General features: G+C 70.4%; 17 protein-coding genes. 10 read left to right on the top strand and 7 right to left on the bottom strand.

The window, feature by feature from the left end:
• Window positions 1-295 precede the first annotated feature (295 nt).
• Window positions 296-1,135, top strand: a complete 840-nt coding sequence (locus tag DEJ31_RS15060; RefSeq protein WP_111044462.1) for a hypothetical protein — start codon at window positions 296-298, stop codon at window positions 1,133-1,135.
• 20 nt (window positions 1,136-1,155) lie between these two features.
• Window positions 1,156-1,620, top strand: a complete 465-nt coding sequence (locus tag DEJ31_RS15055) for a hypothetical protein (protein WP_220033199.1) — start codon at window positions 1,156-1,158, stop codon at window positions 1,618-1,620.
• Window positions 1,621-1,793: 173 nt separating this feature from the next.
• On the opposite strand, the gene msrA is transcribed toward DEJ31_RS15055, so the two are convergent.
• Window positions 1,794-2,315: a peptide-methionine (S)-S-oxide reductase MsrA gene (msrA, locus tag DEJ31_RS15050; RefSeq protein ID WP_110903894.1), complete on the bottom strand. Its 522-nt coding sequence runs from the start codon at window positions 2,313-2,315 to the stop codon at window positions 1,794-1,796.
• A 128-nt stretch (window positions 2,316-2,443) separates the two neighbouring features.
• On the opposite strand from msrA, the gene DEJ31_RS15045 reads away from it, so the two are divergent.
• The gene (locus DEJ31_RS15045) at window positions 2,444-2,842 is read left to right on the top strand and encodes a hypothetical protein (RefSeq protein ID WP_146236736.1); all 399 of its coding nucleotides are present in this window, start codon (window positions 2,444-2,446) and stop codon (window positions 2,840-2,842) included.
• A gap of 33 nt (window positions 2,843-2,875) precedes the next feature.
• Here the strand turns inward: DEJ31_RS15045 and DEJ31_RS15040 are convergent, their stop codons facing one another.
• Window positions 2,876-3,868, bottom strand: coding sequence for a helix-turn-helix transcriptional regulator (locus DEJ31_RS15040; protein ID WP_110903892.1), 993 nt, complete (start codon window positions 3,866-3,868; stop codon window positions 2,876-2,878).
• Between the two features lie 156 nt (window positions 3,869-4,024).
• Between DEJ31_RS15040 and DEJ31_RS15035 the strand changes: the two genes are divergently transcribed.
• Genes DEJ31_RS15035 through DEJ31_RS15030 form a run of 3 tightly spaced genes read left to right on the top strand, consistent with a single transcriptional unit; the run spans window position 4,025 to window position 6,714 of the window.
• Complete coding sequence (locus DEJ31_RS15035) at window positions 4,025-5,752, top strand: AMP-binding protein (RefSeq protein ID WP_111122252.1); 1,728 nt, start codon at window positions 4,025-4,027, stop codon at window positions 5,750-5,752.
• 59 nt (window positions 5,753-5,811) lie between these two features.
• Complete coding sequence (locus DEJ31_RS17320) at window positions 5,812-5,979, top strand: hypothetical protein (RefSeq protein WP_181427388.1); 168 nt, start codon at window positions 5,812-5,814, stop codon at window positions 5,977-5,979.
• A gap of 3 nt (window positions 5,980-5,982) precedes the next feature.
• Window positions 5,983-6,714 carry an OBAP family protein gene (locus DEJ31_RS15030; protein WP_111044465.1) on the top strand — a complete coding sequence of 244 codons (732 nt, stop codon included), beginning with the start codon at window positions 5,983-5,985 and terminating at the stop codon, window positions 6,712-6,714.
• A gap of 56 nt (window positions 6,715-6,770) precedes the next feature.
• On the opposite strand, the gene DEJ31_RS15025 is transcribed toward DEJ31_RS15030, so the two are convergent.
• Window positions 6,771-7,070, bottom strand: coding sequence for a Dabb family protein (locus DEJ31_RS15025; RefSeq protein ID WP_110903889.1), 300 nt, complete (start codon window positions 7,068-7,070; stop codon window positions 6,771-6,773).
• 152 nt (window positions 7,071-7,222) lie between these two features.
• On the opposite strand from DEJ31_RS15025, the gene DEJ31_RS15020 reads away from it, so the two are divergent.
• Window positions 7,223-7,579 carry a VOC family protein gene (locus tag DEJ31_RS15020; RefSeq protein WP_110903888.1) on the top strand — a complete coding sequence of 119 codons (357 nt, stop codon included), beginning with the start codon at window positions 7,223-7,225 and terminating at the stop codon, window positions 7,577-7,579.
• A gap of 114 nt (window positions 7,580-7,693) precedes the next feature.
• Here DEJ31_RS15020 and DEJ31_RS15015 read toward each other — a convergent pair whose 3' ends face one another.
• Together DEJ31_RS15015 and DEJ31_RS15010 are read right to left on the bottom strand one after the other, a co-directional pair.
• Entirely contained in the window at window positions 7,694-8,158 is a 465-nt protein-coding gene (locus DEJ31_RS15015; protein WP_110903887.1) for a DUF4383 domain-containing protein, read from the bottom strand.
• A 116-nt stretch (window positions 8,159-8,274) separates the two neighbouring features.
• Window positions 8,275-8,586 (bottom strand): metal-sensitive transcriptional regulator, encoded by a 312-nt coding sequence (locus DEJ31_RS15010; RefSeq protein WP_110903947.1) that lies wholly within the window; start codon window positions 8,584-8,586, stop codon window positions 8,275-8,277.
• Between the two features lie 95 nt (window positions 8,587-8,681).
• Here DEJ31_RS15010 and DEJ31_RS15005 point away from each other — a divergent pair, with 95 nt between their 5' ends.
• The 3 genes from DEJ31_RS15005 to DEJ31_RS14995 are packed head-to-tail and all read left to right on the top strand — an operon-like array spanning window position 8,682 to window position 11,598.
• Entirely contained in the window at window positions 8,682-8,909 is a 228-nt protein-coding gene (locus DEJ31_RS15005) for a heavy-metal-associated domain-containing protein (RefSeq protein WP_111122251.1), read from the top strand.
• Window positions 8,910-8,914: 5 nt separating this feature from the next.
• A complete protein-coding gene (locus DEJ31_RS15000) occupies window positions 8,915-11,128 on the top strand; it encodes a cation-translocating P-type ATPase (protein ID WP_258366329.1) in 2,214 nt (737 codons plus the stop codon).
• Window positions 11,125-11,598 carry a DUF4396 domain-containing protein gene (locus DEJ31_RS14995; RefSeq protein ID WP_181427389.1) on the top strand — a complete coding sequence of 158 codons (474 nt, stop codon included), beginning with the start codon at window positions 11,125-11,127 and terminating at the stop codon, window positions 11,596-11,598. Before DEJ31_RS15000 ends, DEJ31_RS14995 begins: the two co-directional genes overlap by 4 nt.
• A gap of 90 nt (window positions 11,599-11,688) precedes the next feature.
• On the opposite strand, the gene DEJ31_RS14990 is transcribed toward DEJ31_RS14995, so the two are convergent.
• Together DEJ31_RS14990 and DEJ31_RS14985 are read right to left on the bottom strand one after the other, a co-directional pair.
• Window positions 11,689-11,874, bottom strand: a complete 186-nt coding sequence (locus DEJ31_RS14990; protein ID WP_110903884.1) for a hypothetical protein — start codon at window positions 11,872-11,874, stop codon at window positions 11,689-11,691.
• 40 nt (window positions 11,875-11,914) lie between these two features.
• A complete protein-coding gene (locus tag DEJ31_RS14985) occupies window positions 11,915-12,802 on the bottom strand; it encodes an SDR family oxidoreductase (RefSeq protein WP_110903883.1) in 888 nt (295 codons plus the stop codon).
• Between the last annotated feature and the right edge of the window lie 5 nt (window positions 12,803-12,807).

The raw sequence follows: 12,807 nt of genomic DNA, 5'->3' as shown, positions 1-12,807 counted from the left end.
CCACCGCAGCAGTGCGCTGCGCACCAGTCAACGATGACGCGTTACCACCCAACAGAACCATCCCCGGATCTCGAACCAACTAAGCAGTCCAAGATCCGGGGACCAGTTCACTGGTACCGGGCCTCCCGTCCGTCGAATACGCGAGCTCTTTGTCCGGAGAACGGGTGTGCGGCGTTGCGGGAGCACGCAATGTTCCCCCAGAACAGGTGCCCGCCCCGTTGAGAGGGACCGAGCAGGAGCTACCGTGAGCGAGCCCGAAGCATTGACACAGTCTCAATAAAGGATCGTCATCGTCATGTTCAGCAAGAAGGTGCTCGTCTCGATCTCGTTGGGGTGGGCCGTGGTCCTGGTCGTGAGCGGCTGCAGTACCGCTGCATCCAACGTCCCGGCGGGCTCCGTCGCCGACCAGTCGGCGTCGTCGGGCTCATCCAGCGACCAGTCGTCGAGTGCGCCAGTGCCGACGAAGTCGGCTGCGAGCACGGTCGCTGCGCTCCCCTTCAACGCCAGCGGGTACCTCGCGGGGAACGTCACGCCGACGTTGGACGCTGGTGAGGCTGGTGCCGTCTCGGTCGTGTCCACTGCGGCACTGAAGCGCGACAACGCGGTGCTCGGCGGAGGCACGTTGCCCTTCGCGTTCCGCAACAACACTGCTGCGACGATCTCGCACATCGACTTCACCGGGACCGCCACCGTGGACGGCAAGGTGGTCGCGACCGGAGCCAGCCAAGGCACGGTGCCCGCGCACGTCAAGCCCGGGGAAATGGGGTTCAGCTACCTCTACTTGGAGGACGTCAAGTCGCTCCCGGAGTCCGGTGCGCAGTACGACTTCCGGGCCTCCACGATGCCTGCCGACAACTCGTCGTTCAACACTGCGCCCCTCAAGGTCACCCAGGCTGACAACAACGGCTCCGCCATAATCGGTTCAGCGGTGAATTCCACAGGCAAGCCGCTGTCCGGGCCGTACGCGGTGGACGTCTACTGCTTCACCGACGGCGCACTCTCGTCCGCTGGCACGATGGACTTCGCAACAGAAACCGGCGATGTTGCACCCGACGGGACGGTCTCGTTCAGCCACGATCTCTACGACTCGCCCTGCGACAGCTTCGTCGTGGGCGTCTCCGGGTACTTCGCATGAAGCGCATGTTCGGACCGGTCATGATCGCTGCAGTTCTCGTCCTGAGCGGGTGCAGCGCCGCTGGTTCAACGAATTCCGGTGCCGACTCGAAGCAGTCCTCGACCGCGGCGGCGGACACTTCGACGTCGACTCCCACTCCCACTCCCACTCCCACCGCGCCTGATCTCGTCGGTACCTGGAAGCAGAACAACTCAGCGAGTGCGGACGGGTACACCAGCGCAACCATCACGGCAGACACCATCACGGTGGAGTTCGTGACGGACAACGGTGACACCAGGTCCCTCTTCTGGGTCGGGACGTATACGCCGCCGACCGACGGATCCGAAAAGTACACGTGGACGTCGAAGCGCGATGAGGCGGCGACGGCTTCGGCCCTCCTGGCCTCCACTGATCCCACGAAGGACTTCGTCTACGACGACCAGGAGATCAGCTTCCCCGTGACGATCGCGGGTACCACAGCCACCGTGCGGATGTCGAAGGACTGAATCGCTTCAGGTCCTCGGCTGCGGGGAGGCGCGATGTCAGACCGGACGACGTGAGCGGCACCGCGGCGGTGACCGAAGGCTCTTCTTGTAGGCGGATCTCGCCGTGCGACGGACGGGAGGCCCGGTACCAGCTGGTACCGGGCCTCCCGTTCCGTTTCTACTCGCGCTTGGCGTCAGGCCGTGGCGGCCGTCTCGCTGCGCTTCGGGAGCACCCAGTTCGGGCGCACGAAGTGGCACGTGTACCCGTAGGGGTCCTTCTCGAGGTAGTCCTGGTGCTCCTCCTCGGCCTCCCAGAACGGGCCGGCCGGCGCGACCTCGGTGACGACCTTGCCCGGCCAGATGCCCGAGGCGTCGACGTCCGCGATGGTGTCGAGCGCGACGTCACGCTGCTCGTCCGAGGCGAAGAAGATCGCCGAACGGTAGCTGACACCCACGTCGTTGCCCTGCCGGTCCTTGGTGGACGGGTCGTGGATCTGGAAGAAGAACTCGAGGAGTTCCCGGTACGAGATCACCGAGGGGTCGAAGACGATCTCGACGGCCTCGGCGTGCGTGCCGTGGTTGCGGTAGGTGGCGTTGGGGACGTCGCCGCCGGAGTAGCCGACGCGTGTGCTGATGACGCCCGGGCGTCGGCGGAGCAGCTGCTGTGCTCCCCAGAAACATCCGCCGGCGAGGATCGCGGTCTCGGTGGTGGTCATCGGTACCTCCGTGGTTCGTGACGCTGGCTGCGACAGTACCGGGTGCAACACCGGGGAGCCCCTGCGTGTTCCACGACCGGTCGTCGGAGCCTGGGACCGGATCCATCGTCGGTGCGTTCACTGGGGCGGTGAAGGACATCCATTACGCCGGCCGGGCGATCCGGACCACGGACGGTGCCGCCGACGCCGTCATCAGGTACGCCGCCGTCCTCGGGGCGAACCGGAAGACCGACACGGTCGACGTGCCGACGGTCGACGAGCGCGGACGACCGAGCATCGAGACGCTGCTGCTCGGTCCGGCCAGCCAGATCACCCTCGGGCCCGGAGCGGACGACGTACGTGACGCGGACAGCGACGACGCGGGCAGCGACGACGCGGGCAGCGACGACGCAGGCGTCGACGACGCAGGCGTCGACGACGCGGAGTTCATCGAGCACGTACGGCGGTTGGCGGTGCTGGCCGGGCCGGTCCGGCCGGTGCACGAGGACCCTGACCACCGTGCCGAGGAGTTCGACGACTTCGACTGAGACGGGACGAAGCGGGCGCTGCCGCCCCCGCCGTCAGCGCCGCAGGGTGTTCCGCGGGTACTCGCCGTAGGCGTTCCGGTACGCGGCGGAGAACCGGCCGAGGTGCGCGAACCCCCACGCTCGGGCGATCGCCTGCACCGATCCCGTCGTCGCGTCCGTCTCCAGCAACTCCCGTCGCACCCGTTCGAGTCGCACGTGCTGCAGGTAGCGGAGCGGGGTCATCCCGATGTGCCGCTGGAAGGCCTCCTGGGTGGCGCGGACGCTGAGCCCCGCGGCCCGGGCGACGTCCGAGACGTTGAGGGGCTCGGCGACGTGCTCGTGCACGAACTCGACCGCGGCGCGCAGGCGTGCGCGGCGGGGCAGGAGCACGGCGGGCGGCAGCGCGGTGACGGTCGGCGGGTACATCCCGAGGAACGCGGCGGCCGTCCCGCGGGTCAACGTGTGCCACAGGAGGCTGTCCACACCGCCGACGCGGAGCTCGCGGGACAGCAGGGCCAGGCTGTTCCGCCACCGCGTCACGGCGGCGGGGTCGAGGGTGCGCAGGTGGTCGATGCCGAGGTCGGGGACCTGTCCGGTGTGGAACAGCTCGTCCGCGACCTCGTGCACCAGTCGGCGGGACATGTGGACCACGCGCTGGTCGTAGTCCTCGTACTCGAACACGAACTCGCGGGCGGTCGGGAACAGCATCGGGACGTCGCCGGCCATCGGGACGCGGTCGTGCACGACGTCGGGGATCCCGTTGCCGGCGGTGAGCCACTGCACGATGTAGTCGTCGGACGCGCCGATCAGGCCGCGGATCGATCCGGAGATCTGTGAGCGACGGAGCGTGACGTCGGCATCGCCCACCGCCGTGTAGCGGTACGAGAAGGGTCGGTCCGTGGTCCGCGCCGACCAGTGCCGTCCCGCGTAGAACCCACTGAGGTCCACCACAGCGGTGTCGGGAGAACCGCCGATCGCCTCGATGCGGACGGTGCTGCGGTCGTCGGCTGCCGCCCGGTCGGGCACGGTGTCGTCGATCGTGGTCATCCGCGTCCTTCCCGTCCGGGCGCGCAGACAGAGCGCACCATCCCAAACGGTACGGACGCCGACGTCCTGTCCGCGAGGGGTTGACTCGCCATGTTCGGATGCGCTATCGACTGTGTCCTGCTGGGCATCCCGAGCGGGATGGGGCAAGGTCAGAGGATGCGCACCGAACCTGCCTCCGCCTTCCGCGCCGCCCGAGACGTCCTGCTGCACGCCCGGTCCGACAGTGCCGCGGCACGCCGGGACTTCCGCTGGCCCGACGTCGGCGAGACGTTCAACTGGGCGATCGACTGGTTCGACGTCATCGCGCAGGGCAACGACCGCGAAGCGCTCGTGATCGTCGAGGAGGACGGCCGCGAGTCGCACACCACCTACGCCGAGATGTCCGCGCGCTCGGACCGACTGGCGGCACGGTTGCACGACCTCGGCGTCGGCAAGGGCGACCACGTCCTGCTCATGCTCGACAACCAGCTCGAGCTCTGGGAGTCGATGCTCGCGGTGATGAAGGTCGGCGCCGTGATCCTGCCGACCTCGACCATGCTCGGGGCCGCGGACCTGCAGGACCGGATCGACCGCGGACGGGTCGCCCACGTGGTCACGACCTTCCGCGAGACCCCGAAGTACGCCGACGTCACGGGTGACTTCACGCGCATCGTCGTCGGGGGGAGCGCGGACGGCTGGACGACCTACCCGGCCGACCTCGGCGAGCCCGCGCCCGCGGACGAGTGGCGCCCGGAGGTCGTGACCGCGGCCTCCGACCCGTGCCTGGTGTACTTCACCTCGGGCACGACCGACAAGCCGAAGATGGTCGTGCACACGCAGACCTCGTACCCGGTCGGGCACCTCACGACCATGTACTGGATCGGGCTGCAGCCGGGCGACGTGCACCTGGCGATCAGCTCCCCCGGCTGGGGCAAGCACGCATGGAGCTGCTTCTTCGCGCCCTGGATCGCCGAGGCCACCGTCTTCGTCCACAACCAGCAGCGCTTCGACCCGGCCGCCCTGCTGCACCAGCTCGAGCGGGCCGAGGTCACCTCGTTCTGCGCTCCACCGACCGTGTGGCGCCTGCTCATCCAGGCCGACCTCGGCGCCCGCCCACGTGCACTGCGCGAGGTCGTCTCCGCCGGTGAGCCCCTCAACCCCGAGGTGATCCGGATGGTCGAGGAGGCCTGGGGTCGGACGATCCGTGACGGCTACGGCCAGACCGAGACCACCGCGATCGTCGGCAACGCCCCCGGTGACACCGTCCGCCCCGGGGCGATGGGCCACGGCCTGCCCGGCGTCGCGATCGAGCTCCTGGACCCGGTGACCGGAGCGCCGGGTGTCACCGAGGGCGAGGTCTGCCTGGACCTGACCACCCGGCCGGTCAACCTGATGGCCGGGTACCTCGATGCCCCCGAGCGGACCGACGACGCCCTGCGCGGTGGGTTCTTCCACACCGGTGACGTCGCCACCCGACACGAGGACGGTTCGCTGACGTTCGTCGGGCGCACGGACGACGTCTTCAAGTCCTCGGACTACAAGGTGTCGCCGTTCGAGGTCGAGAGCGCCCTGCTCCAGCACCCCGCGGTCGCCGAGTCCGCCGTCGTCCCGGCCCCGCACGAATCACGGCTCAACGTCGTGAAGGCGTACGTCACGCTCGCCGCCGGGTGGGAGCCGACCGCAGAGACCGCGCGGAGCATCCTGGCGCACGCCCGGACCGCGATGCCCGCCTGGCAGCGGGTGCGCCGGGTCGAGTTCGGTGCGCTGCCGAAGACCGTGTCCGGCAAGATCCGCCGTGTCGAACTCCGCGCCCGGGAGCAGGCGGCGGTGGGTGGCGCGCCCGTCGAGGGCGAGTGGCGCGACGACCAGTTCGAGGGCCTGCGCACCGGCCGTCGGGACGACTGACCCGGTGCGGGCAGGACGACTGACCTCCCGCGCACCACGACGCGCGTAGCGTCCGCCGCATGAGCGATGCAACGAACGGAACCGGCCCGGACGGCGTGACCGACCAGGAGGCCCAGCGCACCGAGGACCTGCCCGACGGCTCCGCCTCGGGGAACGCCACCGAGGACCCCCAGCAGGACAGCGACGTGGACTCCGGCGGCGAGCCGGCGGAGCCCGAGGAGGGCTGACCGGTGCCCCGGAACCCCGCCGTCCACGACCGTTCGACGGGGGTCCGGCCGCCCGGCGAGGACGGGGGCTTCCGTCTCGCCCTCCTCGACCGTGGTGCCGACCTGCTGCAACCGACGGACCCCCTGAAGGGGTTCGACGTCTACGTCGTCGGGTTCCACTGCGTGAAGGGCGAGCCCGACGTGCAGATGGAGGCGCACCACTACTGCAAGGTGGTGAACGCCGAGATGCTGCAGTGCGTGCTGTTCGACGGCAACACCGCGGACGCCAACCTCATCGGCATCGAGTACATCGTGTCCGAGCGGCTGTTCGACTCGCTGCCCGAGGACGAGAAGCCGTGCTGGCACCCCCACAACCACGAGGTGTTCTCGGGCGAGCTCGTCGCCCCCGGCCTGCCGATCCCGGTCGAGACCGAGCTGATGGGCCACCTGGTCAACTCCTACGGCAAGACCTGGCACACCTGGCACAGCGCACCGATGGGCGGGCACGAGGCCGATCCGCTGCCGGTCGGCGACCCGATGCTGATGTGGTCGTTCAACCGTGAGGGCGAGGTGCAGACCGCCCTGCAGGAGGACCGGAACACCGCCATGCACACCGACCCTGAGCCGCGGAAGGCGTCGCGGGCGAAGCACCTCGACCGCGCACACCCGCAGCGCGGCGTCGGCACGATGCGCGACGACTTCAGCGGCACGACCCCGACGCCCGGTGTCGTGGACGCGGAGGACGGCCGCCCCTGACGACGGACGGGAGGCCCGTGACGACACCGCCACGGGCCTCCCCTCCGTCTGTCCAGTCAGGCCGCGACGTCGAAGACGACCACCCGCGCGCTCCGCGCCCCGATGTGGTCCGCCACCGGCTGGTGCGCCGGGTGTGGCAGGTACGCGTCCCGCGCCGCCGCATCGCGGAAGCGGACGACGAGCGCCCAGTCGAAGCCGCCCTCGAGCCCCTCGGGGCTGACGCTCGGCCCGGACGTCACGGACACGACCCCGTCGATGGTGGGCAGGTGTTCGGCGACGAGGGCGCTCGCGCGTTCCGGTGCGGTCCCGTCCTCGCCGTCCCAGTCCACGAGCACCACGTGCACGATCTCGGTCATGGTCGTCCTCCCGTCGGGTCCGCGCACCGACGGTGGCGATCACCCGAGCCTCCGCCGTGGTGCTGGGCGTACCCCGAACCCGCTCGCGGCTGGGTCGTCGCGGACACCACGCGGCCTAGCGTCCAGGGCACACCACGACGAGAGGAAACACCATGGCAAGTGGAGTCGCAGCAGTCTGGGTCCCGGTCAGCGACATGGAGCGCGCCGTCGCGTTCTACCGCGACACGCTCGGTCTCACGGTCAAGGACCAGTCCGACGACTGGAGCGAGATCGACGCCGGCGGTCTGATGATCGGGCTCAACGGACGCGAGTCCGCCAGCCAGTCGAGCGACGGCGGCGCGGTCGTCTCGTTCCAGCCGGACGGCAGCATCGAGGACGAGGTCGCCTCGCTCAAGGAGCGCGGTGCCGACATCCAGGGCGAGATCAGCGAGCACCCGTGGGGCAAGATCATCCCCTTCAAGGACAGCGAGGGCAACGACCTGCAGCTGTACTCGCCGCCGCAGGGCTGACGACGGAGCGGCCGTGCGACGTCGCACGGCCGGACCGCATGACGGGAGGCCCGTGACCAGATGGTCACGGGCCTCCCGTCATGCGCCAGCGCGGTGCGCGGACCGTCAGCGTGTTCAGCGGGCGGTACGGGCTCCGGCGCGCGGCAGGACGATGCCGAGGATGATCATCGCGACGGCGAGGATCAGGTGCAGCACGTTGTCGGCGCTGTTCAGCGGCACGAAGTTCGCGGCGCTTTCCATGCCGGCGGTGAACAGGCCGTAGATGAAGAGCACGGCGTAGATGATGCCGCCGACGAGCAGGTACTGGCGGGAGAAGCCGTGCGAGCGGGCGGCGATGAGGCCGACGATGCCGAACAGCAGGTGCACGATGTTGTGCAGGACGGAGACCTGGAACAGGCCCAGGAGCTGCGCGTTCGAGTCGTTGCCGGCGGCCATCATGCTGCCCATGTCCATGGTCAGGCCGGGGATGAAGCCGGCGATGCCGACGATGAGGAAGACGACGCCGAAGACCAGCGCGCCCTTCTGCGTGAGCGTGCGGCCGTAGCCGTGGTCGGTGCGGGTCGATGCGTTGGTGGTCATGAAGGAACCTTTCGTCAGGAGTCGACGCGGTCGGTTGCCATGCGCCTCGCAGGACATTCGGAGTGGACCAGCAGTCGGTTTGGTGGGAGAACCCAGCAGTACACGAAGCGGAGCCGTCAGGACCGGACGAGGCGTTTGATGGCCAGTGTCGCTTCCTGGATCTTCTGTTCGGCCTGGTCGCCGCCCTGGGCCACCGCGTCGGTGACACAGTGGCGCAGGTGGTCCTCGAGCAGGCCCATCGACACCGCCTGCAACGCCTTCGTCATCGCGGACACCTGGGTGAGGATGTCGATGCAGTACTCCTCGTCCTCCACCATGCGCTGCAGCCCACGCGCCTGGCCCTCGATCCGGCGCAGCCGCTTGCGGTAGTCGTCCTTCGCGGAGATGTAGCCGTGGTGGTGCGCATGCTGTGCTGTCTCGTCACTCATCGGGAACACATCCTCGTCGTCGGCGTTACGGTAAGGGTACCCCCCATGGGTATGCGCACATCGTACCCGCCCGACGGGCGACACGAGGAGGACCGATGACCGAGCAGCAGACCGTGACCTACGCCATCGACGGCATGACGTGTGAGCACTGCGTCATGAGCATCGACGAGGCGTTCCGTGAGTTGCCGGGCGTGACCGACGTGCAGGTCGAGCTGGTCGCCGGCGGCCGCTCCACCGCGACCGTGACGAGCACCGCACCCCTGGACGGCACGGCCGTCGACGCTGCGGTCGAGGACGCCGGCTACACCCTGGCGGAGCGCTGACCCCGGTGGCGGCACCTGCTCCCGCGGTCGAGCTCGCGATCGAGGGCATGACGTGTGCCTCGTGCGCGAACCGCATCGAGCGCAAGCTCAACAGGATGCCCGGGGTGTCGGCGACCGTGAACTACGCCACCGAGACCGCGACGGTCTCGCTGCCCGACGGCACCGCGGTCGACGACGCCATCGCGACCGTCGAGCAGGCCGGCTACGGAGCACACCGCCCCGAGCCCGAGCAGCGCGACGTGGACGCCCTCGCTCCGCTCCGACGACGCTTGGTCGTCTCCACCGTCCTGGCGGTCCCGGTCGTCGCGCTGTCGATGGTCCCCGCGTTCCAGTTCCCCTGGTGGCAGTGGGTCGCGCTCGTGCTCGCCGCCCCGGTGGCGACCTGGGGCGCCTGGCCCTTCCACCGGGCCGCAGCACTGAACGCCCGGCACGGCACCGCGACGATGGACACCCTCGTCAGCCTGGGCATCGTCGCCGCCGGACTCTGGTCGGTGTGGGCGCTCGTGTTCGGCGGCGCCGGTGGGCCCGACATGCACATGACCTTCGCGTTCACCGCGCCCCGTGGTGCCGCGCCCGAGCCGTACCTCGAGGTCGCCGCCGCCGTGACCGTGTTCCTGCTCGCCGGCCGGTACGCCGAGGGCCGCGCGAAGACCCGGTCCAGCGCCGCCCTGCGTGCGCTGCTCGCCCTCGGCGCCAGCACCGCCCGGGTGCTCCGCGACGGTCGGGAGGTCGAGGTCCCGGCCGCGTCCCTCCGTGTCGGCGATCGGTTCGTCGTCCGACCCGGTGAGCGGATCGCCACCGACGGCACCGTCGTCGACGGGACCAGCGCCGTCGACACGAGCGTCATGACGGGGGAGAGCGTCCCCGTCGAGGTCGGCCCCGGCACCGCGGTGACCGGCGCGACCGTCAACGTCGGCGGGCTGCTCACCATCGAGGCCGTCCGGGTCGGTGCGGACACCGAGCTCGCCCGGATCGGCAAGCTCGTGACCGAGGCGCAGACCGGCAAGGCCGACGTCCAGCGCCTGGCCGACCGGGTCTCCGGGGTGTTCGTCCCCGTCGTGCTCGGGCTCGCCGCACTGACCCTGGTCGGGTGGCTCGTGCTCACCGGGGACGTCGAGGCCGCCCTGACCGCCGCCGTCGCGACGCTCGTCATCGCCTGCCCCTGCGCGCTCGGCCTCGCGACACCGACGGCGCTCCTGGTCGGCACCGGCCGCGGGTCCCAGCTCGGGATCCTCATCCGCGGCCCGCAGGTCCTCGAGGCCACCCGCCGGATCGACACCGTCCTGCTGGACAAGACCGGCACGGTCACCACCGGCACGATGCGGGTCACCGACGTCCTGCCCGCCGAGGGCGAGGACGCCGACGCCGTCCTCCGCGCCGCGGCCGCCGCCGAGTCCGGTTCCGAGCACGCGATCGCCCGGGCACTCGTCGCTGCCGTCCCGGACGTGCCACGACCGGAGTCGTTCGCGTCGAGCGCCGGCCTCGGCGTGCAGGCCGGCGTGGACGGTGTCCTCGTGCTCGTCGGTCGACCGTCCTGGCTCGCCGACCAGTGGGCCGTCCCGATGCCCGGGTCGCTGGCCGTCGCCGTCACCGATGCCGAGCAGGCCGGGCGCACCACGGTCGCGGTGGCGTGGGACGGCCGGGTCCGCGGGCTCGTCGTCGTCGCCGACACCGTCGCGCCCGGCGCGGCCGAGGCCGTCCGCCGGCTGCAGGAGCTCGGCCTCGACACCATGCTCCTGACCGGGGACGCGGCCGGGGTCGCGCACCGTGTCGCGGCCGAGGTCGGCATCAGCCGGGTGACTGCCGGCGTCCGACCCGAGGACAAGTACCGCGTCGTCACGGAACTGCAGGCCGCCGGTCGCACCGTCGCCATGGTGGGCGACGGCGTGAACGACGCCGCCGCGCTCGCCGCCGCGGACCTGGGCATCGCGATGGGCACCGGGACGGACGCCGCCGTCGAGGCCGCGGACATCACCCTGGTCCGTGCCGACCTCCGGGCCGCCGTCGACGCCGTCCGGCTGTCGCGCCGCACGCTCCACACCATCCGGACGAACCTGTTCTGGGCCTTCGCCTACAACGTCGCGGCGATCCCGCTCGCGATGGCCGGGCTGATGAACCCCGTCATCGCGGGTGCCGCCATGGCGCTGTCGTCGGTGTTCGTGCTGACGAACAGCCTGCGCCTCCGCCGCTTCCGGTCGGTCGACGGGAGCGCACGATGAGCGGACACACCGGCGACATGGGCGGACACAGCGGCACCACCACGTGGTCGACGGCGGCCCAGGCGACGCTGCACTGCCTGACCGGCTGCGCGATCGGCGAGGTCCTCGGCATGGTCATCGGCACGGCCACGGGGCTGCACGACGCCGGCACCGTGGCGCTGTCGATCGTGCTGGCCTTCGTGTTCGGCTACGCCCTGACGATGCGCGGAGTGCTCCGCTCCGGGCTGTCGCTCCGGGCGGCGGTCCGGGTGGCGCTCGCCGCCGACACGGTGTCCATCGCGGTGATGGAGGTCATCGACAACACGGTCGTCGTCGCGATCCCGGGCGCCCTGGACGCGCAGCTCGACCAGTGGCTGTTCTGGGCGTCGCTGGCGCTCTCCCTCACGCTGGCCTTCGTCGTCACGGTCCCGGTCAACCGGGCGCTGATGCGCCGCGGGCTCGGCCACGCGAAGGTGCACGGGCACCACTGAGCGCACCACGGCGCACACACATGACGGGAGGCCCGGTACCAGCTGGTACCGGGCCTCCCGTCATGTGGTCAGCGCGTGTGCGCCGTCCGGTCAGGCGTCTGCGTCGCCCGCAGCGGCGTCACCGTCGGTGGCGTCCTCTTCCGGGTTGAAGTGCGAGTCGTCACCGACGAACCCGGCGGCCACGCCCTCGGGCTCGTTGGGGACGGTCCCGTCGTCGCCGAGGCCGTCCGGCTTCGGCGTGCCCTCGGGGTCGTGCGCCGTGGTGTCGTTGCTCATCGTGTGCTCCTTCGCAGTGCTGGCCGGACTCGGACGTCGGTCAGAAGGCGGGCGTGCCGCCCGCGACGGTGATCGTCGAACCGGACTGGTAGCTCGATTCTGGACTGACCAGGTGGACGTACGCCGCGGCCAGCTCGGCGGGCTGACCCGGACGCCCGAAGGGCGCCTGCTGCCCGAACGTCGACACTGTCTCGGCGTCGTCCGAACCCGGCTGCAGCGGTGTCCACACCGGACCCGGGGCGACCGAGTTGACGCGGATGCCCTTCGGCGCGAGCTGCTGGGCGACCGCCTCGGTGAAGAGCTTGATCGCACCCTTCGAGACGGCGTAGTCGATCTTGTCCGGCGACGGGGTGGACGCCTGGATCGAGCCCGTCGTGACGATCGTCGAGCCGGGCTCCAGGTGCGGGACCGCGGCCTTCGTCAGCCAGAACAGCGAGTAGATGTTCGTCTTGAAGGTCGAGTCGAACATCGACGTGTCGAGGGTCAGGATGTCGTCGTTGCTGTCCATCCGACCGGCGACCATGACGAGCGTGTCGAGGCCGCCGAGTTCGTCGACGCCCTTCTGCACCAGATCGGTGCAGTACTGCTCGTCGGAGATGTCGCCGGGGAACAGCACGATCGTCCGGCCCTCGGCCTGGAGCAGGTCGCGGACCTCTTCCGCGTCCTGCTGCTCGTCGGGCAGGTAGGAGAGCACCAGGTCGGCGCCCTCCCGAGCGAGGCCGATCGCGGCGGCGCGGCCGATGCCGGAGTCGGCACCCGTCACGATGCCGCGGAAGCCCTCCAGCCGGCCCTTGCCGACGTAGCTCTCCTCGCCGTGGTCCGGCTTCGGGTCCATCTTCCACGCGGCCCCGGGCAGCGACTGCTCCTGCTTCGGGAACGGCGGGACCGGGTACAGGGTGATCGGATCGTGCTTCTCGTACTGGCTCATCGCTC

The sequence above is a fragment of the Curtobacterium sp. MCPF17_031 genome (assembly GCF_003234035.1).
Lineage (GTDB): Bacteria > Actinomycetota > Actinomycetes > Actinomycetales > Microbacteriaceae > Curtobacterium.
The sequence above is the reverse complement of the archived record's forward strand: the minus strand, read 5'-3'. Positions and strand labels throughout refer to the sequence as shown.

Coding starts and splice junctions, on each gene's coding strand:
- DEJ31_RS14985 (WP_110903883.1), bottom strand. CDS start 12,802: ATGAGCCAGTACGAGAAGCACGATCCGATCACCCTGTACCCGGTCCCG.
- DEJ31_RS15015 (WP_110903887.1), bottom strand. CDS start 8,158: ATGACCACCAACGCATCGACCCGCACCGACCACGGCTACGGCCGCACG.
- DEJ31_RS15040 (WP_110903892.1), bottom strand. CDS start 3,868: ATGACCACGATCGACGACACCGTGCCCGACCGGGCGGCAGCCGACGAC.
- DEJ31_RS17320 (WP_181427388.1), top strand. CDS start 5,812: ATGAGCGATGCAACGAACGGAACCGGCCCGGACGGCGTGACCGACCAG.
- DEJ31_RS15005 (WP_111122251.1), top strand. CDS start 8,682: ATGACCGAGCAGCAGACCGTGACCTACGCCATCGACGGCATGACGTGT.
- DEJ31_RS15055 (WP_220033199.1), top strand. CDS start 1,156: ATGATCGCTGCAGTTCTCGTCCTGAGCGGGTGCAGCGCCGCTGGTTCA.
- DEJ31_RS15010 (WP_110903947.1), bottom strand. CDS start 8,586: ATGAGTGACGAGACAGCACAGCATGCGCACCACCACGGCTACATCTCC.
- msrA (WP_110903894.1), bottom strand. CDS start 2,315: ATGACCACCACCGAGACCGCGATCCTCGCCGGCGGATGTTTCTGGGGA.
- DEJ31_RS14990 (WP_110903884.1), bottom strand. CDS start 11,874: ATGAGCAACGACACCACGGCGCACGACCCCGAGGGCACGCCGAAGCCG.
- DEJ31_RS15020 (WP_110903888.1), top strand. CDS start 7,223: ATGGCAAGTGGAGTCGCAGCAGTCTGGGTCCCGGTCAGCGACATGGAG.
- DEJ31_RS14995 (WP_181427389.1), top strand. CDS start 11,125: ATGAGCGGACACACCGGCGACATGGGCGGACACAGCGGCACCACCACG.
- DEJ31_RS15025 (WP_110903889.1), bottom strand. CDS start 7,070: ATGACCGAGATCGTGCACGTGGTGCTCGTGGACTGGGACGGCGAGGAC.
- DEJ31_RS15035 (WP_111122252.1), top strand. CDS start 4,025: ATGCGCACCGAACCTGCCTCCGCCTTCCGCGCCGCCCGAGACGTCCTG.
- DEJ31_RS15060 (WP_111044462.1), top strand. CDS start 296: ATGTTCAGCAAGAAGGTGCTCGTCTCGATCTCGTTGGGGTGGGCCGTG.